We start from the raw sequence: 24,033 nt of genomic DNA on the forward strand, positions 1-24,033 counted from the left end.
GTAGGATAGAGAGAGTCAATTTAGGATAAGGATGACACAAATGAAAAAAATCTCATTAAAACAAACATTTGCAGAACAAGTGAAAAAGGGATATCCGCTTATTTCAAAAGATGCTGTGTCGCGTGTGAACGGTGTACAGGAAGGCGAGCTCATTGAATGGGTAGATGAAAGAGGCTCTTTTTTAGGGAAAGGATATTATGGTGTGCAAAATAAAGGCATCGGTTGGGTACTTTCCTTTGACGCTAACGAAAAAATAGATCAGCCCTTTTTTGTTTCTAAACTTGAACAGGCATCCAAAAGCAGAACGCATCTATTTCGTGATGCACAGACGACAGCTTTCCGTGTGTTCAATGGGGAAGGGGATGGAATTGGTGGAATCACGATTGATTATTATGATGGATTCTATCTCATCCAATGGTATAGCGAAGGTGTTTATACATTAAAAGAAGATGTATTGGCTGCGATTGAGCAGGTGTACCCTGACTATAAAGGCATTTATGAAAAGAAACGATTTGATACGTCTGGACAATATATCGAAGATGACGATTTTGTAAAAGGGGAGAAAGGTGAATTTCCTCTTATCGTCAAAGAAAATGGGATGAACGTGGCGGTTTATCTAAATGATGGTGCGATGACAGGTATTTTCCTTGATCAGCGTCATGTGCGAAAAGCAATTCAAGATCGCTATGCAAAAGGAAAGACCGTCCTTAATACGTTCTCCTATACCGGCGCTTTCTCTGTAGCAGCAGCGCTTGGCGGGGCAAGCCGTACGACAAGTGTAGATGTTGCAAACCGCAGTTTGAAAAAAACATCTGAGCAGTTTGAAGTGAATGGCATTGATGTAGACGGGCAGGATATCAAAGTCATGGATGTCTTTAAATATTTCCCGTTTGCGGCGAAAAAAGGCTGGAGCTATGATGTTGTGATCTTGGACCCACCATCCTTTGCACGAACGAAGAAACACACATTCAGTGCAGCGAAGGATTATAAGAAACTATTAAAAGAAGCCATCCAGATCACAGCTGAGAACGGCGTCATTGTGGCGTCAACCAATAGCAGTGCATTTGGGATGAAAAAGTTTAAAGGATTTATTGCACAGGCCTTTAAAGAATCTGGGAAAACGTATCGTATTCTTGAGGAATATACACTTCCTGAGGACTTCCGTACAACGAAAAATTATCCTGAGGGGAACTATTTAAAGGTTGTCTTCATCCAAGCATAAGAAAAAGCCATTTTCCGATAAGGGGAAATGGCTTTTTCTATAGGGCAAACGACATCAGGATAGGCGCTGCACATAATGTAATAATGGCCGAAATGATCATGGACACACTTGAGATCGTGCCTGAGACCGAGCTCAGTTCAAAGGCCTTCGATGTGCCTGCACCATGTGCTCCTGTACCAAGCAGAACGCCCATTGCAATGTCATTATCAATGCGGAAATAACGGATAACCAATGGCCCAATGATTGAACCCAATAATGCTGTTAAAATGACGAAGACAGCCGTAACGGACGGCATCCCGCCAATCATTTCAGACACACTCATCGCCACGGGTGTTGTGACGGATCTTGGGACGAGGCTCTCGATCAGACTCGTGTCCAAATGAAACAATTTGGCGATAAACGCTGTTGATAAAATTGCAACGATAGAACCGCAAGCCACATTCAAAATAATTTCTACTGCATGCTTCTTCAGAATGTGAAAATACTTATATAAAGGAATGGCAAATGCCACAGTCGCAGGTTGAAGCATATTTGTCAGCCATTTTCCGCCTTGATTGTAAGCATCGTAAGGAATGTTCACGATTAACAGCAAGACCACAAGAACAACCGGTGTCACAAGTAAAGGGGAGACATAGACTTTCGGGTGACGTTTATAAACCGCTTTTGATCCGAGATAGATCAGAATGGTTAAGATCAAAAATAGTCCGCCAACTAACATAGCTTTTTTCGCTCCTTTCTTTTCGCAATCATCTGCGTCATCATGCCAGTCGAGAGCATGACCACAAAGGTACTAAGTAAAACCACAAGGACAATACTTGTGCCAGATTGAGAAAGTAATGTTCCGTAATCAATCACACCTACTGCTGAAGGGATAAAGAAGAGCAGCAGTTCTCCGAGCAGCCATACGGCGCCAAGTTCAATCCATTTTAATTTAATGATGTTAAAATGAAGTAATAAGAAAATGACAAGAATGCCTAAGATCGTGCCCGGAATTCTTAAATGCAAAAAGGCCGCCAGCACATTCATCAATTTCGCAAAAGCAAATAAAGCCATAATCTGAAGGGTAGCAATCAGCGACGTTTTGAGCAATTGCACTTTCTGTTCACTCCTTTTTCTATATAAATTGTTCACTGTTTCACAAAAACAACACAACGTTCTAATCGGTGAGCTTACTTTAAAGTGTACAGCACGTTCTGTTATAGGTAAAATACATATATCGAATAGTTAGTATTCCTTTTGTCTATAGAAAGGGTGAACCATGTGGACATCAGACATTTAACATATTTCTTAGAAGTGGCACGGTTAAAGAGTTTTACGAAAGCATCACAATCGCTCTATGTGTCGCAGCCGACCATTTCCAAGATGGTCAAAAACCTGGAGGATGAGCTGGGGGTGCAGTTGTTTTACCGTAATGGCAGACAGGTTGAAATGACAGATGCTGGACAAACCATGTATACACAGGCGAGTGAAATCACACAATCCTTTCAGAATTTAACGAGTGAATTAAATGATTTAATGAATGTGAAAAAAGGACATATCCGAATAGGACTGCCGCCCATGATTGGATCAAGCTTTTTCCCAAATGTGATGGGGGAATTCCGCCAGCAGTATCCAGATGTCACCTTTCAATTGGTGGAGCACGGCTCCATTAAAGTAGAGGAAGGGGTAGAGGATGGATCATTAGATATTGGTGTCATTGTTCTGCCTGCAAATGATAAAATTTTTCATACATACACCATCATTAAAGAGAATATGAAGCTTGTCACCCATCCATCACATCCGATGGCAGGACGTGATGAGGTTCATTTGGCTGATTTAAAGGAAGAGTCTTTTATTTTCTTTCGAGAAGATTTCGTTCTGCACAGCCGAATCTTAAATGAATGTATGAATGCGGGATTCAGGCCGAACGTTATTTATGAAACGTCACAATGGGATTTCATCAGTGAAATGGTTGCTGAGAACCTTGGAATCGGGCTTCTGCCTGAACGGATTTGCCGTGATCTAGATCCTGATAAAGTGAGGATCATATCCTTAAATCCGTCTATTCCGTGGCATTTGGGTGTCATTTGGCGAAAGGACCGCTACTTGTCCTTTGCTGCAAGAGAATGGTTAAAGCATACAAAATCCTATGTGTGGGATGCAGAGTAAAAGGGAGGACGATACAGATGAAATTAAGCTGCGTGTCTCATCTTTTGGAAAAGGTTCGAGCGGAAAATCCGCTTGTCCATAATATCACCAACCAAGTTGTGACGAACTTTACAGCGAATGGACTGCTCGCTTTAGGTGCTTCTCCAGTCATGGCAAATGCCAAAGAAGAAGTGGCAGAAATGGCGCAATTAGCGGATGCACTTGTGCTGAATATCGGCACACTAACAAAGGATACAGTGGAGGCAATGGTCATTGCTGGACAAGCGGCCAATGAAAAAGGTGTACCGGTTCTATTGGATCCTGTTGGTGTTGGTGCGACAATGTTTCGGACGAGTGCGGCGAAACAGCTGTTACAGCAAGTGGACATCACTGTTGTCAGAGGGAATGCTGCTGAAATAGCTCATTTAATTGGAGTGAATGGCTGGCAGTCAAAAGGGGTTGATGCAAAAGGGGCAAATGGAGATGTATCGTCTTTAGCAAAGCAGGCAGCAAAAGCCCTTCAAACCGTTGTGGCGATTACGGGAAAAGTGGATGTCGTGTCAGATGGAGAAGAGGTTCTATCTATTCATAATGGACACGAATGGTTAACCAAGGTGACAGGGACTGGCTGTTTACTCACCTCTGTCATAGGGGCATTTTGTGCAACAGGGGAACGGCCCATTCATACGTCGGCATCAGCTCTGCTGTTTTATGGTGTCGCTGCAGAAAAGGCAGCTCAGCAGACAGAAGAGAAAGGGCCAGGCACCTTTCAAATCGAATTGTTAAACGCGCTATCCAATACAAATGGTCAAGATGTGATCACGTTAGGGAAAATAGGGGGAGTTTTGCATGACGAAGGTTGATCAGCAGCTAATCAAACAGCAATTATCGGTTTATTTTATTATGGGAACAGCGAATACAAGCCGGCATCCGCTTGATGTGGTGAAAGAGGCCATTCAAGGCGGGATCACGATGTTTCAGTTTCGTGAAAAGGGTGAAGGTGCTCTGCAAGGTGAAGAAAAGAAAAAAATCGCTGAGCAGATTCAAGCACTTTGCCAAGAAGCGAATATTCCCTTTATCGTAAATGATGATGTACAGCTTGCAATAGATCTTGATGCAGATGGTGTCCATGTTGGGCAGGAAGATACACTTGCACAAGATGTACGGCAAAGAATCGGTAATAAAATATTAGGCGTGTCCACGCACAATCTAGATGAAGTGAGGCAAGCGATGAAGGACGGGGCAGACTACGTAGGGATGGGTCCAGTCTATCCTACAGAAACAAAAAAGGATGCACGCAGTGTCCAAGGTGTTTCTTTAATCAACGAAGTACGTCAACACGGTCTTCACATTCCTATTGTGGGCATCGGAGGGATCACGTATGAAAATGCGGCACCAGTCATCCAAGCGGGAGCCGATGGCATTAGCATCATCAGCGCCATTAGCCAAAGCGCTGATCCGAAAAAAGCTGCGGAAGAACTAACATCTCTTGTCGAGTCAGAGAAAGCAGCTCTTTCATCTGTAAAAGACATGGATTGACTCATCCATGTCTTTTCTTATCTGCGTGAAAAATAGACAGTAGAGATACAATTGTGTACAATCTAATTGTTCGATTGTTTTCGAAATGACAGGTAAATAAAGGAGAATGAATGATGGAAGTGCTCGATACGTATTTTCGCCGATATGATGAAGCGGGAAAAGGGCAAGAGCAAATGAACGAATTGCTGGCATTGTTTTCAGATGATGTCATGATTGTCTTAAATGGTGCTGAAAAGCCTGGCATCCAAGCGTTCACACAGTTTTTGAACACATTTTTCCACGTACATGAAGACATTAAGCATATGTGGGATGGCTGGGTGAAACGTGAAGATGGGAAGTATGAAACAAACTGGGCTGTTTGCGGAAAGTTAACAGACGGTCGTGTATATACAGCAGAAGGCATTGATATTGCGGAGCTGGATGATCAAGGAAAGATCGTTTATTTAGAAAACGTCCCGAAAAACCCAGAGTTATTCCAGCGATATTAAGAAGCCGGCAGAGCGGATATTATCCCCTCTAATTAGACAGTATGAGATAATAAGCAAGCATGAGGCTTGCTTATTATTAGATTTATTTATCCGTAAATAGCTTATCAATCAAACTTATAGCAACAAAACAAAATGGAAATGCAATGAAAATGTACAGAACATTTTTAGGTACAAACATATTGTAATAATAGAAAAATACACTCATAAATAAAATCATCACTGCATACTTGATCATACTCTTCACAACATTCCTCCTAATATATATCTACCAACCATTATTATCGCGCTTATCCCTCTTATCTAACTGTTTAGCAATTTGAGTTCCGATATCCAAATCATTTAATGAAATTGCGACAGCAACACCAATAGAGATTACTAATTTTTTAGCTTCCGCTTTACTTTTTTAATAATAAATGATTGTATAACACCTACACCACCCCTACAGCAAAACCAATCACTGCATTGAAAACTGCACCTGCAAACTTAACAGGCACACCGACCTTTATCTCTAATGATAGCAGCTTGAATTTCTTTCACTTCAAAAGAAGAAACAAATACATCTTTAGCAAATACAAAATCATCATTCTCTTCTAGTGTTGGCATCATTTATTCCCTCCACTATCTCTTTTTGTGCTGCTGTCAATTAATCATTCCATTCAATTCTATAATCACGATCGATTCCAGAAAAAATTAAACCAGTGTGCTCCGATAGAATACCGTCACACACTGGTAGCTTAGACTTCTTTTATTTGTCTAACGAATAAGCGTCAATCGCTTCTTTAGCAGATGTTTCTTGATCAAAAAGAAGATATCGGCTGTACACTTCGCTTAAATGCAGGGGACCTTCGTCTAAGTTTTCAACTAGCTCAAAGATATCTAGTACGGCTACTAGTTTTGTGGTTGTTTGTCCATGATCCCCATTTTCAAATGTCTCATCTGGAAAATGGTCTTTGACGATTTGTTTCACTTTTCGATTGTTTTTTGCTCTCACTAAAATGATTCGTTCCTCAAAGATTTTATCCGGTCTCACCTTTGGTGAGGAGCTAGATTCAAATAATAATTTTGCTGAGTACAATTTATGCATATGTTTCACTTCTTCCTTGTGGGGTGAATTTCCAGTATGTGTTTAAAATGATAACATAAGAATAACAAGAGAATTGAAGTCTATGGGGGTAATAGGGTTGAAAAGAATCATTGATAACAGAGGAGAAGTTCATGAAATTCTGCTGATCATCATCACATGCTGTTCGTTGATCACGTTGAGGAAATGTGACAAGTTAGAAAGATATAAAGAGAGATTAAAAGGCCAATTTATCCCATATTGAGTACAGTTTTGAAATAGCAAGAACACTGAAAAAGCCGGCAGAGCAGCCGGCTTTTTCTCATCAATCTGTATCCATATGCATGCCTGTGTGTGCTTTTACTTGAATTTCTGTAAAGGTGTCTTCATCTGCTTTTTCAGAGGAGAAAATGGTGCCTAAGTAAGCTGCAAGGAATCCGAGCGGGATCGAGATAATCCCAGGGTTCGATAGTGGGATAAGCGGCTCTCCTGTGAAAATTGCTGCCCCTGATGGGTCCCAGACGCTTGGGCTGAGTGACACGATCAGGAGTGCGCTCAGAAGACCTGTTAAGCTTCCTGCGATAGCACCTGTTGAGTTAAATCGTTTCCAAAAGACAGTGAAGATAATCAACGGTAAATTCGCACTTGCTGCCACTGCGAAGGCAAGAGATACAAGAAAAGCGACGTTTAAAGATTGCGCAAATAATGCAAGAATGATGGAAAGGATGGCCACGCCGATGGAAGCAAAGCGTGCCGCCTTCACCTGTTCACGTTCACTCGCTTTTCCTTTGCGGATAATCTGGCTATAAAAATCATGGGCAAAGGCAGACGCGGCGGATAAAACAAGACCGGTCACCACTGCCAAAATGGTCGCAAAGGCAATAGCGGAAACAAAGGCAAATAAAAAATCTCCCCCTAGGGCCTGTGCAAGCAGTGGTGCTGCCATGTTTCCTGCTGCATCGGCTGCCGTAATTGCATCTGTTCCGACAAAAGCAGCGGCACCGAAGCCGAGGAAAACCGTCATTAAATAAAAAATCCCGATAATCCACGTAGCGGATAGAACAGATTTACGCGCAGAAATGGCATCCTTTACTGTATAAAAACGGATCAAAATGTGCGGCAAACCTGCTGTTCCTAGCACAAGGGCAAGGTTCAGAGACAGGGTCTCTAAAGGCACATCATATTTATTTCCCGGGTGAAGAAAAGCTTCACCAAGCGGGGTCGCTGTTTTCATCTGCTCAAACATCTTCAGCAGGCTAAAATCAAACTTGGCAAACACAAGCAGCGAAATAATCAGCGTGCCCAGCATGAGAAGCACAGCTTTCGTGATCTGTACCCAGCTGGTTGCGATCATGCCGCCAAACACGACATAAATAGTCATCAAGACACCTACGATCAGCACCGCAATCCAGTAATCAATGCCAAGAAGCAGTTTGATTAATGCACCTGCCCCAACAAGCTGTGCAATCATATAAAAAGTTGAGACTGTGATTGTGTTAAATGCGGCTACCCCTCGAATGGCAGGACGCTTAAATCGTGCAGCAATCATATCAGCCATCGTATATTTTCCTAGATTTCGCAGTGGTTCAGCCACGACATAAAGGACGACAAGATACGCTACAAGAAAGCCAATACTATAGAAAAAGCCGTCAAATCCATTTAAGGCGATCATGCCGGCGATCCCTAAAAATGAAGCAGCAGACATATAGTCCCCGGCAATGGCAAGGCCGTTCTGAAACCCAGTCAGTCCGCCGCCTGCGGTGTAAAAATCACTCGCATTGCTTGTTTTTTTCGCAGCAAAATACGTGATGACCAATGTGAGACCTACGATCGCTATGAATAAAATAAAAGCGGTCATACTCATTCGTCATCACCTCTAGATTCAGTTTTTAAAGCGCTTACATATTTGTCGAACTGAGCTGCTTTTTTTGCATAAAGCCCACATAAAACCCATGTCATCACAAATTGCGTGAGGGCAAATAACCAAGCCCACGTGATCGCTCCAATTGCTGGCGTGTTCAAAAAGGTGAAGTAGGATGTAGCAACCGGAAGTGAAAAGTAAAAGAGAAAAAAGAAAATCGTCATCGGTACGATAAATCTGCGTTTTTCCTCAAGAAGTTTTCGAAAATCCTTTGAAGCGGCAACCTTCTTATAATGAACGTTTTTGTCTGCCATTGTTTCCTCCTTTGTACGAATTAGGGACAAGGTACTCCAATGCATATGAGACGATCTGGTTGTTTATGACAGTATATCATAAAAAAGGCACCCGAAAAGGGTGCTTTCTATCGATAATTTGCAAGAAATGTTTGTCTTGCTTTTTCATATGCTTCTGCATCAAAATGATCTCCGCATTTGTGAATACACCAGGGCTCTTCTTGCCTTGCAATACCGATCTCATATCCTTGCTGAGCGAATTCAAAAGACTGTGACACATCATAAAAATGAAACCCGTCTAAGAGGTCCTCACGCCACTTGATATCATATTGTGTTGCCATAAAAAGACCGTCAATAGCAGAAGCTTTGATATAACCTTGGGGCTCTGTCTGTGGATGACCAGATTCAAACGTCAGTAGCTGATAGGTGTCGTGCCGATATTCAATGACTTTCCCTCTGCAATCATGGCTCTCCCACCAGATTCCATTGTCTGGCACACTTTCTGCACCTATTACCCCAAGCATGCCAAGTGACGGATTCTGCAAGAAAAGTGGGATCAGCTCGAGAAGCATATGCTGTTTGACGATGAGTGTATCTTGATGAAGATAAATTTTAAACTGTGCAGGATGAGTGAGAGCTTCATTGTATCCAGAGGCCATACTTGATGCATGTCTAATAGGCAAAACCTCTACATGATACCCGTGCGGAGCAGGAAGTGAAGCGAGCTGCCGGAAGCAAGCTTGAAACATCGACTCATCATTTACACATAAAACAAATAAGATGGTGGGGCTACTCATTGAGTTGAACCGCCTCAACCACGTATTGATAGGCAGTCGCTGCCTCGTTAAAATCAAAACGGATGCCATGTTTTACGAGTAATTCATGTAGATCATTCATGACGCCCGTATAGGAAGGGTGTTGTACACGAATGGTTTCAAGCTCACGAACATGAAACCCGGCTGACTGAAAGAGGGCATGAATTTCGTGAAGGGTAAAGAAACGTAAATGTGTTTGATCCATTAATCCTGCATCTGTATAAGAAAATCTCCCAGCCAGTAATTCTAAAACCGTTGAAATATGACCAATATTCGGAATGGAAGACAAGATGACCCCTTCCTTTTTCAGAAAAGGTTTGACCTTTTTTAAAACGGCCCAAGGGTCCAATAGATGTTCAAGGACGTCTCCGAAAATGATGCAGTCAAATTGTTCATGTTGATAAGGCAGCGCCATCTGTTCAATATTGCCGCATAAAACATGATCCAGCGCTTTCTCAGCTTGCTTTGCCGCATCTTCAAAAGATTCAATTCCATATATGGTACGGTCTTGTTGTTTTAGGACTTTGCCAAGCTGGCCTGTGCCGCATCCGATATCCAAGATAGACGTCCATTCCTTACGAATACGATGGACAATCACAGGGTTCACACCGTGATAATATTGATCCTTCTTTTGATGATAATAAGATAGGGAATCTGAACTCACGCGCCACCCACCTTTCTTCTTTCTTGTGTCTCATGCTTAATATATGGGTGGGGAGCTTGGTTTTATAACGAAAATGGGCAATTTCCATGAATGACAGCTAAAAAGGGGTCATATAAAGAACAGGGAACGGACTGTCCTCCTAAAAATAGAAAGACAGAACCCCATTGAGTGGAAGGGATTGGTATGATGAGGTGTTCAATTATTGTAGCGTATCGTCATGAAAGGATGTTTAAAAGGTCAATTGACAGGTTAGAACTTTAGCCAAAGCAATCTGAAAGACAAAGGATAACGGCGTTGATTACGGTTTGTTTATCATCTTCTGATCACCGTTGGATGTTAAAAAAGCTTGTATTTCCTCGATGCCTAGTCCAATTTTTTTCGCTTCTTGAATCAAATAAACCCACTCTTCGTCAACTCTTCTTTTCACTTGCGTATCCATAATATCCTCCAGTTCAATAAGACATATTCATCTGCAACCAATGACTTGAACAAACCGTCTAGTAACTGTACGTGTATGTGAATGGAGTACAAAAATAGATTTTTGTCGAAAAATGATGACATTTAACCTATTTTGTAAAATCTATCACCTACCACGTTCCTAAAAAAATGACTAAAAAACCCATAAATATTGAATTCTTACTTCTCATAATAAACAATTGTAAAGTCAGTTAAAAGATTATAAATTAAAATAATGATAAAGACCTAAATCATTTGACTCATATAAACCAATAAGGTTGACATATGCCATCAGCGTGAACAAATTTCATCTTTGCAGGACGCACATATTGTGCGTTTGGGAAGTTCTTCTTAAGATGGTATTCTAAAAGAAACAGAATTCACCAAGAAGGAATGAAGAAAGACATGTATAGCCTTTTTCAAAAGTATCAAGAAGTTGTCATGTATCTGATCATGGGTGTGTGTACAACCATTGTCAACATAGTCAGCTTCTATTTATTCGTTGAGATGTTTTCTATGGATTACAAAACAGCAACGGTTGTTTCATGGGTGTTTGCTGTGCTCTTTGCTTATATCACCAATAAGAAGTATGTCTTCAAGCAAAAGGCTCGTGACACAAAAAGCCTGATGCGTGAGCTTTCTTCATTTTTTAGTGTCCGTCTCATGTCTCTAGGTGTAGATCTGGGGCTGATGATTTTATTTGTGAGCCAAATGGCGCTCAACGAAACCGTCGCAAAAATTCTTGTTAACTTTGTGATTGTCGTGGTCAATTATGTCGCCAGTAAATGGTTCGTCTTCAAGAAAACAAAAGAAGATGCGATTTAACACATGAAAAAGATAGGTGATGTGAAATGAGCAGCAGGCCAGACGAATTATATGATGCCATATATCAACAAACAGAAAAGCAGCATGAACAAGTGTTGAGGCTAGTCAAAGAAATGACCGCACATCCAGAAGCATTTTCTGAACAAGAAAAGGAAAAGATCAACCGAATGGACATTGCGCTTCAAACAGCGACGGACATTTTAGAAAATTTAATGACCCCTGATACGCAAATGACCATTGTTTTAAGACAAGGGAGAATTCGTGTTGACCTGACGAAAGCGTAAAAGAAGCAGCCAATTGAAAAGCGGCTGCTTTTTATTATGCATCGCTTGTTTCCCGGAGTTGCTTTGGAGACATGCCGATTTTCTTTCGAAAGACTTTATTCAAGTAATTCGCGTTTCGGTAGCCGCACTGTGTGGCGATTTCTTCAATCGAGTATTTCGTTGTTTTCAGTAACGTTTCCGCCTTTTCTAAACGAATATTGGTTAAATAATGAATCGGTGTGAAGCCAGTTGCCTTTTTGAATTCCCTCGTAAAATGACTTTTGGATAAACGTGCCGCAGCTGCCATATCGTCAGGCCCAATCTCCTCGTGAAAATGGTGGCTTGCAAATAAGGCCGCTTGGACGATGGGCTCAGGCCATTTCTCCATTTGTCCCTCAAGCTTTGGCAAATATGAATACAGTTCCATGACAAATTGATAAGCAAGGCTAGACCCCTCAAATGGATTGGTAATCCGTCTTTCACTGGCTTCATCATAAATCTTCTTTAGCAGGCGGATCGGTTTGGAATTCGGATGAAAACGCATGACCTGCTTTCCTTGATCGATAAATTGATCAAAGCAAAGGTCACAGGCTTCCCCATAAAGTGTTAAATAGAGAAATTCCCAATGTTCACTGTCTTCTGGAAAATAGTATTGATAAGCACTGGGGCTTTTCACCAGAAAGGCCTGTCCAGGCAATACTTTGAATCGTTTCTGTCCGATTTCAATCATGCCGTGTCCAGACAGTGTGAGCTGAAAGATGCACTTGCCCTGATCCTTCCGCTCTACGCCATTCCAGCTGTATAACGAAGATGATTGAACTTCCCAGCCAACAGACCAGATTTGGGCCGGCAATGTCACATCAGAATGGTGAAAACGAAATGCAAATGCTTCCTTCTTCAAATTGGAAACCCTCCTTCACAGCAAAAAACAACCTTTTTCTATTTTGAATCATGGTACACCTCATATCACATCGTACCATTCACAGCAAAAAAAGGGTATTTTTTAACGATTTTTTTACCATTGAACTTCAGCTGACGGGGCAACTAAAATAAGATTATCAGAAGAGAAAAGGGGAATGGATATGATCGACACATTACGAGCAGCATTTCACCAGCAATTTGGAGATCAGGAAGAACTCCGCTATTTTTTCGCCCCAGGCAGAGTCAATCTGATTGGTGAACACACAGATTATAATGGGGGCCATGTCTTTCCATGTGCACTCACCCTTGGTACATATGCTGCGGGAGCAAGACGATCAGATGGACGCGTCAGAATGTATTCCTTGAATTTTGAAGAAGAAGGTGTGAAAGAGTTCGACCTTTTTGAAATCGCTTTCTCAGAATCGGACGGCTGGGCGAACTATCCGAAGGGAGTATTCCAACAGTTTATCGAAGCAGGCATGGATGTGAAAGAAGGCTTTGATATTGTGTATGCCGGCAATATCCCAAATGGCGCAGGCCTGTCATCCTCTGCCTCTATTGAGCTCGTCACGGCTGTCTTGATCAATGAATGGTCGTCATTCGGTGTAACGCAAATCGACCTAGCCCTTCTTGCGCAGCGTGCTGAAAATGAGTTTATTGGCGTGAACTGCGGCATTATGGATCAATTTTCAATTAGTCTTGGAAAAGAAGGTCACGCTATTTTGCTCAATTGTGACACGCTTTCCTTTGAATACAGCCCATTTCGGCAAGAGGGTCTGGCACTTGTCATTGCCAATACAAATAAAAAACGAACACTTGCAGATTCCAAATACAATGAACGCCGTTCAGAATGTCAATCTGCTTTAAACGATCTTAGAAAAGAACGAGATATTGCGCATTTATGTGAGCTCACGGTGGATGAATTCGCTAAGCATGAACATTTGATACAAGATGAAACGTGTAGAAGACGTGCAAGACATGCCATTACGGAAAATGAGAGGACCATGAAAGCAGTAAATTTTCTGAAAGATGATAAAATGGAAGAACTAGGTGCACTCATGAAGGCATCTCACCTTTCTTTAAAGAATGATTATGAAGTCACTGGGCTTGAGCTAGATGCACTGGCTGAAGCCGCATGGCAACATCCAGGGGCGATTGGTTCTCGTATGACAGGTGCTGGCTTTGGGGGCTGTACCGTCAGCATTGTGAAAGAAGAGCTGCTGGACTCATTTATAGAAGAAACAGGTGCGATTTATCAAGAAAAAACAGGCATTCAAGCCTCTTTTTACACAGCTGGAATTGGAGGCGGCGCTAGAGAATTAACGAAGGAGGACATTTGATGGCAATTTTAGTATGTGGAGGAGCAGGTTTTATTGGCAGTCATGCGGTAGCGGCTCTTTTGGCTAAAGGAGAACAAGTGGTGATTGTGGATAATTTGCAGACAGGTCATAAAGAGGCAGTCGTAAAGGGTGCCGTATTAGAAGAGGGAGATTTAAGGGATCACGCTTTTTTAAGACGTGTTTTTCAAACACATGACATTGAAGCGGTCATGCACTTTGCGGCAGATTCACTTGTTGGAGAAAGTGTAACAGACCCGCTGAAGTACTATGACAACAACGTCGGAGGGGCAACGGCTTTACTTCAGGTGATGAATGAATTTGATGTGAAACGTATTGTATTCTCTTCAACTGCTGCGACATATGGTGAACCAAAGCGTGTACCGATCGTTGAAACGGATGAGACGAACCCAACAAATCCTTATGGGGAAACAAAGCTCGCGATTGAAAAAATGTTGAAGTGGTCTGAGCAGGCATATGGTATCGAATACGTTGTGCTTCGCTATTTTAATGTAGCCGGTGCTCATACAGAAGGGATTGTCGGTGAAGATCATCAGCCAGAAACGCATTTAATCCCAATTATTCTGCAAGTGGCATTAGGAAAACGTGATCAAATCATGATTTACGGTGATGATTATGAAACAGAGGATGGCACATGTATTAGAGACTACATTCATGTCATGGATTTAGTAGAGGCGCACATTCTGGCGGTTGAGCGTCTGCGTGAAGGAAAAGGAAGCGCGACGTACAACTTAGGGAACGGCACAGGCTTCTCTGTGAAGCAGGTCGTAGAAGCCGCAAGAGAAGTGACAGGTCATGCCATTCCAGCACAGGTGGCAGAAAGACGTGCGGGTGATCCAGCTAAGCTGATTGCTTCATCAGAAAAAGCGCTGAAAGAACTAGGATGGAAGCCGCAATATGCAGATCTCCACACCATCATTCAAAGTGCATGGGATTGGTTTCAGAAACATCCAGATGGCTATCAAAGTGAGTAACGTGTAGCAGGCAGGGGAGGAGACAAAGGGAATGGCGATTGATATTTTTGAAAAGCTAGAACAGCTGATTCAATATGGGGTTAATAAAGAGCTGATCTCACCACTAGATATGGATTATACAAGGAACCGGCTGCTAGAGGTGCTTGGTCTCGATGATGCTGAGGCAAGAACAGTCTCAGGAGACAGCGACCTTGAAGACATCTTAATGCCAATGCTCGATTGGGCAGTTGAAACAGGTCTTATTCCTGACGGGACAGATACGTATCGTGATTTATTAGATGCCAAAATCATGGGCTGCTTGGTGGCGCCTCCGAGTGTCATCTATGCGAAGTTTGAAGAGAAACGCAAGCATTACGGACCAAAGGCAGCGACAAGCTGGTTTTATGAAATGCAGCAGCATGCCCACTATATTCATACAGGCAGAATCGCCAAAAATGTGCAGTGGTTTACACCGACAGAAGATGGTGAGCTTGAGATCACGATTAATCTATCGAAACCGGAAAAGGACCCAAAAGCGATCGCTGAAGCCAAAAAGCTTAGTCAAAAGCAATATCCTCTTTGTCTCCTTTGTAAAGAAAACGTTGGGTTTGGGGGACGCATCAATCATCCAGCAAGACAGAATCACCGGATTATTCCGGTGACACTTACAAATGAGTCGTGGTTTATGCAATTCTCGCCGTATGTGTATTACAACGAACATTGTATTGTGTTCAAGGGCGAGCATGAACCAATGCAGATATCTAAAAAGACCTTCGAGCGTCTGCTTTCCTTCATATCTATATATCCGCACTATTTCATAGGATCAAATGCTGATCTTCCCATTGTTGGAGGCAGCATATTAAGTCATGACCACTTTCAAGGTGGTGCTCATGAATTTCCGATGGCGAAAGCAAAGATGGAAGAAGTGTTTTCTCTCGAAAAGTTTCCGAGGGTGAAGGCGGGTATTGTGAAATGGCCGATGTCAGTGATCAGGCTTCAAAGTAGCGACCAGCAGACGCTTGCGGAGGCAGCGGATTTTATATTACATGAGTGGAAAATGTATTCAGATCCAGAAGCGGGGCTGTTCTCTCATACAGGAGAGACCCCGCACAATACCATTACACCAATTGCACGCCGTCAAGGGGATGAGTACGAATTAGATCTCGTGCTACGAAATAACCGTACAGACAAGCAGCACCCCGACGGAATCTTCCACCCGCACAAAGAAGTTCATCATATTAAAAAAGAGAATATCGGATTAATTGAGGTTATGGGTCTCGCCGTCCTTCCTGGAAGATTAGCAGAGGAATTAAGCCAGCTAAAAGCGGCGCTGCTATCCAAACACCCTCTTGAAGAAATCAAAGCCTGCCCGTCTATCATGAAGCACGAGTCATGGGCAGCGCGTTTGATCGAAGAGAATACCTTTACGAAGGACAACGTAGAAGCCATTTTACAAAAAGAAATCGGCCTCATTTTTTCCCGTATACTCGCGCAGGCGGGTGTGTTTAAAAGAACAGAGCAAGGGAAAACAGCATTTAAACGTTTCATTCAAACACTCCATACAGGCAGGTGATGAGTTGATGATTGAACAGGTAAGAACTTTAATGGAAGAAAAACAACTCGACGGTGTTCTGATTCAAAAGCGGAATAACTTTTCTTGGCTTACAGGAGGAAGAAGAAACCACATTGTGTTAAATACGCCAGAGGGCGTTTGTCAGCTCCTTGTGTTGAAAGACGATATTGTTCTAGTTGTGAATCAAATGGAAGAAAAACGAATCATTGAAGAAGAAATGGCGTATTTTGACCATCCCTTTCAAGTCGTCACAATGGATTGGTTTGAGGATGAGACTCCTTACATTCAAACACTCATAAAAGACAAACGAATTGGTGCGGACATTCAAATGGAAGGAGTGGAATGGATCGAACCCGATTTGTCTCGTGTTCGATCGATCCTTTCAGCGCCACAGCTCAGCCAATATGAAACCCTTTGTCATGAAACAGCTGTTATTGTAGAAAGTGTCTGTCGAGAAATCGTTCCAGGACAGACGGAGCATGAAATTGCTTCGCTTGTTGCTCAAAGAGCGATCGGGCAGGGGATGACGATAGAAGTGCTGCTTGTGGCAACAGATGACCGGATTCATCAATATCGCCATCCGATCCCAACAGAAAAAGCACTTCAAAAGCATGCACTGGTTGTCCTTTGTGCTGAACGGCATGGACTCGTGGCAAATGTCACAAGATCCGTTTACTTTGGACAGCTACCAAAGGAGCTTGAAGAAAACAAGGAAAGGCTTGCGCGAATCGACACGGTCATGAATGCGGCTACTCGTCCAGGGAACACCATTGGAGATGTATTGAAGGCCGGCATTGCTCAATATGAAAAAGAAGGATTTCCTGATAGCTGGAAAAAGCTTCACCAAGGAGGCAAGACTGGATTTGTGTCTAGAGAGATCATTGCAGTTCCTACATCGGTGGAAGAGATCCAGCTTCATCAAGTATTCACTTGGAATCCTTCCTTACCAGGATTGAAATCAGAAGATACGATGGTCGTCGAGAAAGAAGGAAATCGCTTTTTAACCTATACAGGCAAGTGGACGTATATAGACATAGAACATGAAGGAAGCATCTATAGACGACCAGACATTTTGGTGAGAGACGAATAATGAGAAGCCGGCGATGAGCCGGTTTTTTGCTGGAAGTCTTTAGTGAGTTTCCACTCATTTATCACCATTACCAATCATTACAGCGCATAGGCGGAGGATCGATACTTTCTTTTCTTGTCGACTTGCGTTAAAATGAGTAAGGTTTTTGTTAAATATGGGGATACCTATTTCAGAATTGTTTACCTAGATAAAATTTCATAAAGTTAAATTGAAATTTGACCAAACTTTTTTATTGTGGTAAACCTAAATTTGACAAAGTTCTTGATTGTATGTCCTTTGCCTTCAACTCTCAACTTTTCAAAATCCTAGAAATTTATTGTGTGTGCAATAATATAAATTTATGGCGAATTTATGACATTTCAATAGAAATCTGTTGAAAAATAAATGAACTTTTGAAAAAAGGGGAGCTAACTCCAACAGATTTTGATAGCATTACAAAGGGAAGAAAAGTTTTCGAAGGCAGATGGCTTTTCACAATTATTCAGCAATTTATACATTATTTAAGGAAGGATGGTGATCTTCTTGTTCAGAGCCATTAAACCTATGCTTTTATTAGCGATGCTCGTGAGTGTTTTTGTATTAGGAGGTTGCAGCAATATCGCTGTTTTAGATCCTAAAGGACCAGTCGCAGCACAACAAAAAGACTTAATCCTATTATCTATTGGATTCATGCTCTTTATCGTTGGTGCGGTATTTGTACTGTTTACCATCATTTTGGTTAAATACCGTGAGCGTAAGGACGTTGGAAACGCCTCTTATAACCCAGAACTACACGGGAATACGCTTCTAGAAGTTGTCTGGACAGTGATCCCAATATTAATCGTTGCTGCCCTTTCAGTTCCAACTGTAAAAACAATTTACTCTTTGGAAGAGGCGCCTCAAGCAACAAGTCATAAAGATCCACTTGTCGTTTATGCTACAGCAGTTGATTGGAAATGGATCTTCAGCTATCCAGAGGAAAATATTGAAACAGTGAACTACTTAAACATTCCAAAAGATCAGCCGGTTTTATTTAAAATCACTTCTGCTGATACAATGGCATCACTATGGATTCCTCAGCTAGGCGGGGAGAAGTATGCGATGGCTGGAATGGAAATGGAACAATATCTTCAAGCTGATGAAGTAGGCACATATGAAGGAAGAAACGCCAACTTCACAGGCGAAGGCTTTGCTCAGCAAAAATTCAAAGTCAATGCGATGACGCAGTCTGACTATGATAAATGGGTAAATAAAACGAAAAAAGAAGCACCAAAGTTAACGAAGAAAACGTATGACTACTTGATGCTTCCTGATGCTGCAGATGTGCAGACATTCTCATCAACACATTTATCTTTTGCGAAGCACGGAGAGGATTCTGAATATGCACTCCAAGCACGCAAACGTTTAGGTTACCAATCAGTTTCTCCGCATTCCAAGACAGATCCTTTCGAGAATGTGAAGAACTATAAAAGAAAACTAGAAAACGAATAAACTGACTAAGGAAAGGAGGAGGCCGTTATGCATTTAAAATGGGATGAGTTTTTTGTAACTGGAGACCCATTAATTCTTGGTGCGCAAATTTCTATCGCTCTTACTTCCATTGCCATTGTGTTTGTTTTAACCTACTTCAAAAAGTGGAAATGGCTCTGGAAAGAATGGCTGACATCAGTTGATCATAAAAAGCTTGGAATCATGTATATCCTTGCTGCTGTGATTATGTTCTTCCGCGGTGGGGTAGACGGACTGATGATGCGCGCGCAGCTGGCGCTTCCTAATAATACGTTTTTAGATTCAAACCACTATAATGAAATTTTCACAACGCATGGTACGATCATGATTTTATTCATGGCGATGCCATTCTTAATTGGTTTAATCAACGTCGTGGTTCCTCTTCAAATTGGTGCACGTGACGTTGCATTCCCGTATTTGAACAACTTGAGCTTCTGGACATTTATGGTCGGAGCAATGCTGTTCAACATTTCCTTCGTTATTGGAGGATCACCAAGTGCAGGCTGGACGAGTTACATGCCGCTCGCCGGAAATGATTTCTCACCAGGACCTGGACAGAACTACTACTTGCTCGGGCTCCAAATTGCAGGTATTGGTACACTAATGACAGGTATTAACTTCATGGTGACCATCTTAAAAATGCGTACAAAAGGTATGACGCTTATGCGTATGCCGATGTTTACATGGACAACATTGATCACGTCTGTCATTATCGTTTTCGCATTCCCTGTTTTAACAGTTGCTTTAGCACTTATGACATTCGATCGTTTATTCGGTTCAGCATTCTTTACACTCGAAGCGGGCGGTATGCCAATGCTTTGGGCGAACCTTTTCTGGATTTGGGGACATCCTGAGGTATATATCGTTATCCTGCCAGCTTTCGGTATTTTCTCAGAAATCTTTGCGACGTTCTCAAGAAAGCAGTTGTTTGGTTACAAAGCGATGGTTGTATCGATTGTGGCAATCTCTGTTCTTAGTTTCCTTGTGTGGGTTCACCACTTCTTTACAATGGGGAACAGTGCAGCGGTTAACTCATTCTTCTCGATCACAACAATGGCGATTTCTGTACCAACAGGTGTGAAAATCTTTAACTGGCTCTTTACAATGTATCGAGGCCGTATCAGTTTTACATCCCCAATGCTTTGGGCACTTGGTTTCATCCCGAACTTCGTAATCGGTGGTGTGACTGGGGTTATGCTTGCGATGGCAGCTGCGGATTACCAGTACCATAACACGTACTTCTTAGTATCCCACTTCCACTATGTATTAATCGCAGGTACTGTATTTGCTTGTTTTGCAGGTCTTGTTTTCTGGTATCCGAAAATGTTTGGTTACAAGTTAAACGAACGAATCGGCAAATGGTTCTTCTGGGTATTCATGATCGGATTTAACATCTGTTTCTTCCCGCAGTACTTCTTAGGACTGCAAGGAATGCCAAGACGTATTTATACGTATGGACCAGAAGATGGCTGGACTGCACTAAACTTTATTTCAACAATTGGTGCGTTCATGATGGGTATCGGATTCATCATCCTTTGCTATAACATTTACTACAGCTGGAGACATGCGAAACGTGAAGTGTCTGGAGACAGCTGGGGAGAAGGACGTACGCTTGACTGGGCGACATCTTCTGCAATTCCGCCGCATTATAACTTTGCAGCACTTCCAGAAGTGACGTCACCAGATGCATTCCATCATTGGAAGCAAAACAATGTAGACGTTCATCCTGAAAAAGAATTCAAGAAAATTCACATGCCGCACAATTCAGGCAGACCGCTGATCATGTCTGCATTCTTCGGACTTGGTGCATTCGGTCTTGTATTTGAATGGTACTGGATTGGCGTTATCGGCTTAATTGGTGTATTCGCAACAATGATTTTACGTTCATTTGAATATGACGATGGCTACTATATTCCTGTTGAAGAAGTGATTGAAACAGAGAAAAAGAATAAGGAGGCGCAGAAGTAATGGGACATAATGATAGCAGCTATGCAAATGCACCGCTTGAATATCAGTCTGAAACAGGACGTTTAAACATCCTTGGTTTCTGGATATTCCTTGGCGCGGAAATCGTGTTATTCTCAACACTTTTTGCGACCTACTTTGTTCTTCATGGCAGAACAGCTGGCGGCGTTTTGCCAGCTGAGCTATTTGATATGAAGCTTGTACTGATCATGACATTCCTGCTATTGGTGAGTTCATTTACATGCGGAATTGCCGTTCATGAAATGCGCCGTGGAAGTACAAAAGGGGTTGTCATTTGGACGATTCTGACACTGCTTCTAGGTGCAGGCTTCGTTGGTTTTGAGATTTTCGAATTCTTCCATTATGTACATGAGGGTGCGAGCATCCATACAAGTGCATACTGGTCTGCATTCTTTGTTCTTTTAGGAACTCACGGATTACACGTATCCATCGGTATCTTCTGGATTACAGGTGTCTTGTTCCAAATTAAAAAACGTGGATTAACACCACAAACAGCAGCGAAGATCTTTATCTCAAGTCTATACTGGCATTTCCTTGATGTTGTATGGATTTTCATCTTCACAGCTGTGTACTTGATCGGATTAGGGGGGCTTTTGTGATATGGCTGGAAAAACACATTCCTCAGCAGAGCACGAACACTTCCCTTGGAAACACGTAGTCGGCTTCATTCTCTCCATTGTGCTAACCATCTTAGCATTCTGGATTGCCATCGGAGCTGAAATTGGCAGTTCCGCAAAACTATGGATTATCTTTGGTTTTGCCTTCATTCAAGCATTCTTGCAGCTGTTCATGTTCATGCACATGACAGAGAGTGAGAACGGGACTGTTCAAGTCGGAAATACTTTGTTTGGTCTGTTCTGTGCGATCATTTTCGTCATCGGGTCTGTTTGGATCTTCGCGGCTCACTACAGCCACGGAGAGAACAGCAAAGACGGTTATTCACCATCTGCGCCAAAGCAGTCTGAGCATTCAGAGAAATAATAAAAAACCACTCATCTTTCATAGATGAGTGGTTTTTATGCTGATTGTGATAACGCTTCCAATTGATGATGCAATATCTATCTGCTACTGAATCTTTTGCGAATGAATGGAAGTCCATAGATGAGGAAAGCTGCAATATGAGCCAGAATCACGTTAATGGCAAAGAATGCGATCATGAAGGTATGTCCTGCTGGAGATAAACTGCTTGTCATGTAAAGACCGAAGAAAATCCACATAATCATGATGGGTGGAATAGATGCTAATGCAATCTTTCTGTTTTCTAACCATAAAAACAGGGGTGTAGCTGTTGCAATACATAGGTACGCAAAGAACATATCCATCGTATCCAACTCCTTTGTAAGTTGATGTCCAAATTCAAATGAGAGGTCAGGATGCAATTGTGTCTGTTTTTAGGAGATATTGTGAACATTTTGTTACAAATATTATACCACAATTGACTTTGAAGTAAACTCAATAATTGGAAAATGGGCCTTATTCCGCAGAAATTGTTTTTTTTCTTATACCTCAGTTAAGCTTATGTTGGCAAGATGTTCACCTTTCATATCGCCACATAAGTCATTGAATTTTCCCCTTAAAATCTGTAAAATAATCTTTTTAAAGGACTTATGATCGGTTGTCATGATAGAGTGGAAAGGAATTTTTTCCTATTGTTAGGATGAAAAGTATTTCATTTTTTGAAAATAGAATGGAACCTTTCAGGTGTCACTTCCGTCATATTTAAGGTGAGTTGCTTTTGTGAAAATTTCAATCTAATATAAATAAGGGCTTTTATGTTTTGTAATAAGGGTGGTTAGTTCATGAACAAGCAGAATACATCTCCTTACTATCAGGGAGATTTGATTTTTATATTTTTAGCCTTCTTTGCCATCAGTGTCATCGCTATTTATGCTGCGGGACAGTTTGGGCAATATGGATCTAATGCATGGACCAGACAGATCATTTACTACATGGTCGGGGTCATATGTATTGTGGCTATTAATTACTTCGATCTGGAACAATTAGAAAAGTTGAGCTTATATATTTTTATAGGCGGCATTATGCTCTTAATTCTTTTGAAAATTGCCCCTGCACAAATTGCAGGTCATGATTTTGCTCCAATTAAAAATGGTGCAAAAAGTTGGTTTGTGTTACCTGGAATTGGAACATTTCAGCCTTCAGAGTTCATGAAAATTGGTTTGATTATGATGCTCGCCTCTGTCATTGGGAAGGCAACCCCAAGAGGAAAACGAACATTAGAAGATGATATTTTCCTACTATTAAAAATTGCCGGCGTGGCTGCTGTACCAGTCGGACTCATCTTTTTGCAAGATGCAGGTACGGCTGCGGTATGTATGTTTATTGTCGTTGTCATGGTCTTTTTATCAGGGGTCAACTGGAAATTGATCTCTCTCATCGGTTCAGTGGTTGTGCTCTTAGTTGCCGCTGTGTTAGCCGTGATTATTCTATTCCCTGATTTCGCACAAAAGATCGGGATTCAGCAGTATCAGATCAACCGGATTACCGCTTGGCTGCCTGATAGTTCTTCGACAGCCAACCAAGCCCAGACACAGGATGCATCTGGATCTGATAAATATCAAGTCGAGCAGGCCATTATGGCAATTGGGGCAGGACAAATATTCGGGAACGGTGTTAAAAACTTAAAAGTTTATGTTCCAGAAGCACAGACAGATATGATTTTCTCTATCATAGGGGAAGCCTTTGGTTTTGTCGGCTGCGCATTTGTGGTGATCATGTTCTTCTTCCTGATTTACAGGCTTGTTGTGTTGATTGACCGTATCCATCCTTATAGCCGGTTTGCGTCATTTTTCTGTGTAGGATATACAGCATTGATTGTCATCCATACATTCCAGAACATTGGCATGAACATAGGCGTCATGCCTGTAACGGGGATACCACTCTTATTCATCAGCTTCGGGGGAAGCTCTGTTTTATCAGTTCTTATTGGATTTGGTATCGCCTATAATGCAAGTGTTCAGTTAACGAAATATCAAAGTTATTTATTTAAATAAAACGGGTAAAGGGCAGTCTAAGCGTAGGCTGCCTTTTTGT

27 protein-coding genes are annotated in these 24,033 nt (G+C 41.9%); 17 read left to right on the forward strand and 10 right to left on the reverse strand.

The annotated features are described in order from the left end of the window. The first annotated feature begins 40 nt into the window (after positions 1-40). Positions 41-1,222: a class I SAM-dependent rRNA methyltransferase gene (locus ACTJJQ_RS09895; protein WP_440600159.1), complete on the forward strand. Its 1,182-nt coding sequence runs from the start codon at positions 41-43 to the stop codon at positions 1,220-1,222. A 37-nt stretch (positions 1,223-1,259) separates the two neighbouring features. Here the strand turns inward: ACTJJQ_RS09895 and ACTJJQ_RS09900 are convergent, their stop codons facing one another. Next, the gene (locus tag ACTJJQ_RS09900) at positions 1,260-1,940 is read right to left on the reverse strand and encodes a CidB/LrgB family autolysis modulator (protein ID WP_440600160.1); all 681 of its coding nucleotides are present in this window, start codon (positions 1,938-1,940) and stop codon (positions 1,260-1,262) included. Beyond that, entirely contained in the window at positions 1,934-2,317 is a 384-nt protein-coding gene (locus tag ACTJJQ_RS09905) for a CidA/LrgA family holin-like protein (RefSeq protein WP_008345527.1), read from the reverse strand. The genes ACTJJQ_RS09900 and ACTJJQ_RS09905 overlap by 7 nt, the downstream gene beginning before the upstream one ends. A gap of 165 nt (positions 2,318-2,482) precedes the next feature. On the opposite strand from ACTJJQ_RS09905, the gene cidR reads away from it, so the two are divergent. From cidR to ACTJJQ_RS09930, 5 genes are all read left to right on the forward strand, one after another. Further along, a complete protein-coding gene (gene cidR / locus ACTJJQ_RS09910) occupies positions 2,483-3,370 on the forward strand; it encodes a cidABC operon transcriptional activator CidR (protein ID WP_008345526.1) in 888 nt (295 codons plus the stop codon). A 17-nt stretch (positions 3,371-3,387) separates the two neighbouring features. Continuing rightward, positions 3,388-4,212 (forward strand): hydroxyethylthiazole kinase, encoded by an 825-nt coding sequence (thiM, locus tag ACTJJQ_RS09915; RefSeq protein ID WP_440600161.1) that lies wholly within the window; start codon positions 3,388-3,390, stop codon positions 4,210-4,212. Then, positions 4,199-4,888: a thiamine phosphate synthase gene (gene thiE, locus ACTJJQ_RS09920; protein WP_277687504.1), complete on the forward strand. Its 690-nt coding sequence runs from the start codon at positions 4,199-4,201 to the stop codon at positions 4,886-4,888. The genes thiM and thiE overlap by 14 nt, the downstream gene beginning before the upstream one ends. 113 nt (positions 4,889-5,001) lie before the next feature. Continuing rightward, complete coding sequence (locus tag ACTJJQ_RS09925; RefSeq protein WP_008345523.1) at positions 5,002-5,376, forward strand: nuclear transport factor 2 family protein; 375 nt, start codon at positions 5,002-5,004, stop codon at positions 5,374-5,376. 630 nt (positions 5,377-6,006) lie between these two features. Beyond that, positions 6,007-6,114, forward strand: a complete 108-nt coding sequence (locus ACTJJQ_RS09930) for an IS3 family transposase (RefSeq protein WP_366966485.1) — start codon at positions 6,007-6,009, stop codon at positions 6,112-6,114. A 7-nt stretch (positions 6,115-6,121) separates the two neighbouring features. On the opposite strand, the gene ACTJJQ_RS09935 is transcribed toward ACTJJQ_RS09930, so the two are convergent. The 6 genes from ACTJJQ_RS09935 to ACTJJQ_RS09960 all read right to left on the reverse strand — a co-directional run bounded on the left by ACTJJQ_RS09935 (position 6,122) and on the right by ACTJJQ_RS09960 (position 10,508). Then, positions 6,122-6,460: a DUF4288 domain-containing protein gene (locus tag ACTJJQ_RS09935; RefSeq protein ID WP_017360152.1), complete on the reverse strand. Its 339-nt coding sequence runs from the start codon at positions 6,458-6,460 to the stop codon at positions 6,122-6,124. Between the two features lie 301 nt (positions 6,461-6,761). Then, the gene (locus ACTJJQ_RS09940) at positions 6,762-8,300 is read right to left on the reverse strand and encodes a solute symporter family protein (RefSeq protein WP_282833292.1); all 1,539 of its coding nucleotides are present in this window, start codon (positions 8,298-8,300) and stop codon (positions 6,762-6,764) included. Further along, positions 8,297-8,611, reverse strand: coding sequence for a DUF485 domain-containing protein (locus tag ACTJJQ_RS09945; protein ID WP_025208191.1), 315 nt, complete (start codon positions 8,609-8,611; stop codon positions 8,297-8,299). The genes ACTJJQ_RS09940 and ACTJJQ_RS09945 overlap by 4 nt, the downstream gene beginning before the upstream one ends. Positions 8,612-8,718: 107 nt before the next feature. Then, positions 8,719-9,387, reverse strand: a complete 669-nt coding sequence (locus ACTJJQ_RS09950; RefSeq protein WP_035702484.1) for a glycosyltransferase family protein — start codon at positions 9,385-9,387, stop codon at positions 8,719-8,721. Then, on the reverse strand, positions 9,380-10,069 hold the full coding sequence (locus tag ACTJJQ_RS09955) for a class I SAM-dependent methyltransferase (RefSeq protein ID WP_017368290.1): 690 nt from the start codon (positions 10,067-10,069) through the stop codon (positions 9,380-9,382). The genes ACTJJQ_RS09950 and ACTJJQ_RS09955 overlap by 8 nt, the downstream gene beginning before the upstream one ends. Before the next feature lie 298 nt (positions 10,070-10,367). Beyond that, positions 10,368-10,508, reverse strand: coding sequence for an anti-repressor SinI family protein (locus ACTJJQ_RS09960; RefSeq protein ID WP_008345506.1), 141 nt, complete (start codon positions 10,506-10,508; stop codon positions 10,368-10,370). Between the two features lie 458 nt (positions 10,509-10,966). On the opposite strand from ACTJJQ_RS09960, the gene ACTJJQ_RS09965 reads away from it, so the two are divergent. Together ACTJJQ_RS09965 and ACTJJQ_RS09970 are read left to right on the forward strand one after the other, a co-directional pair. Further along, positions 10,967-11,350 (forward strand): GtrA family protein, encoded by a 384-nt coding sequence (locus ACTJJQ_RS09965; RefSeq protein WP_024719496.1) that lies wholly within the window; start codon positions 10,967-10,969, stop codon positions 11,348-11,350. Positions 11,351-11,376: 26 nt separating this feature from the next. Beyond that, complete coding sequence (locus ACTJJQ_RS09970; RefSeq protein WP_008345502.1) at positions 11,377-11,634, forward strand: hypothetical protein; 258 nt, start codon at positions 11,377-11,379, stop codon at positions 11,632-11,634. A 34-nt stretch (positions 11,635-11,668) separates the two neighbouring features. Here the strand turns inward: ACTJJQ_RS09970 and ACTJJQ_RS09975 are convergent, their stop codons facing one another. After that, positions 11,669-12,514 carry an AraC family transcriptional regulator gene (locus ACTJJQ_RS09975; protein ID WP_008345501.1) on the reverse strand — a complete coding sequence of 282 codons (846 nt, stop codon included), beginning with the start codon at positions 12,512-12,514 and terminating at the stop codon, positions 11,669-11,671. Between the two features lie 181 nt (positions 12,515-12,695). Here ACTJJQ_RS09975 and ACTJJQ_RS09980 point away from each other — a divergent pair, with 181 nt between their 5' ends. The 8 genes from ACTJJQ_RS09980 to qoxD all read left to right on the forward strand — a co-directional run bounded on the left by ACTJJQ_RS09980 (position 12,696) and on the right by qoxD (position 21,963). Beyond that, positions 12,696-13,874, forward strand: a complete 1,179-nt coding sequence (locus ACTJJQ_RS09980) for a galactokinase (protein WP_024719495.1) — start codon at positions 12,696-12,698, stop codon at positions 13,872-13,874. After that, entirely contained in the window at positions 13,874-14,866 is a 993-nt protein-coding gene (gene galE, locus ACTJJQ_RS09985; protein ID WP_024719494.1) for a UDP-glucose 4-epimerase GalE, read from the forward strand. The genes ACTJJQ_RS09980 and galE overlap by 1 nt, the downstream gene beginning before the upstream one ends. A 31-nt stretch (positions 14,867-14,897) precedes the next feature. After that, the gene (gene galT / locus ACTJJQ_RS09990) at positions 14,898-16,418 is read left to right on the forward strand and encodes a UDP-glucose--hexose-1-phosphate uridylyltransferase (RefSeq protein ID WP_440600162.1); all 1,521 of its coding nucleotides are present in this window, start codon (positions 14,898-14,900) and stop codon (positions 16,416-16,418) included. 7 nt (positions 16,419-16,425) lie between these two features. Continuing rightward, complete coding sequence (locus ACTJJQ_RS09995; RefSeq protein ID WP_440600163.1) at positions 16,426-17,508, forward strand: M24 family metallopeptidase; 1,083 nt, start codon at positions 16,426-16,428, stop codon at positions 17,506-17,508. A gap of 513 nt (positions 17,509-18,021) precedes the next feature. After that, a complete protein-coding gene (qoxA, locus tag ACTJJQ_RS10000) occupies positions 18,022-18,978 on the forward strand; it encodes a cytochrome aa3 quinol oxidase subunit II (protein ID WP_089374137.1) in 957 nt (318 codons plus the stop codon). A 27-nt stretch (positions 18,979-19,005) separates the two neighbouring features. Continuing rightward, positions 19,006-20,964 (forward strand): cytochrome aa3 quinol oxidase subunit I, encoded by a 1,959-nt coding sequence (qoxB, locus tag ACTJJQ_RS10005; RefSeq protein ID WP_008345496.1) that lies wholly within the window; start codon positions 19,006-19,008, stop codon positions 20,962-20,964. Further along, a complete protein-coding gene (qoxC, locus tag ACTJJQ_RS10010) occupies positions 20,964-21,581 on the forward strand; it encodes a cytochrome aa3 quinol oxidase subunit III (protein ID WP_007497820.1) in 618 nt (205 codons plus the stop codon). Before qoxB ends, qoxC begins: the two co-directional genes overlap by 1 nt. A 1-nt stretch (position 21,582) precedes the next feature. Further along, positions 21,583-21,963, forward strand: coding sequence for a cytochrome aa3 quinol oxidase subunit IV (qoxD, locus tag ACTJJQ_RS10015; RefSeq protein ID WP_007497818.1), 381 nt, complete (start codon positions 21,583-21,585; stop codon positions 21,961-21,963). 77 nt (positions 21,964-22,040) lie between these two features. On the opposite strand, the gene ACTJJQ_RS10020 is transcribed toward qoxD, so the two are convergent. After that, positions 22,041-22,304 (reverse strand): spore morphogenesis/germination protein YwcE, encoded by a 264-nt coding sequence (locus ACTJJQ_RS10020; protein WP_008345491.1) that lies wholly within the window; start codon positions 22,302-22,304, stop codon positions 22,041-22,043. A gap of 477 nt (positions 22,305-22,781) precedes the next feature. Between ACTJJQ_RS10020 and ACTJJQ_RS10025 the strand changes: the two genes are divergently transcribed. After that, on the forward strand, positions 22,782-23,993 hold the full coding sequence (locus tag ACTJJQ_RS10025; RefSeq protein ID WP_008345489.1) for an FtsW/RodA/SpoVE family cell cycle protein: 1,212 nt from the start codon (positions 22,782-22,784) through the stop codon (positions 23,991-23,993). Positions 23,994-24,033: the final 40 nt, after the last annotated feature.

The sequence above is a fragment of the Bacillus sp. 22483 genome, assembly GCF_052044605.1.
GTDB lineage: Bacteria > Bacillota > Bacilli > Bacillales > Bacillaceae > Bacillus > Bacillus altitudinis.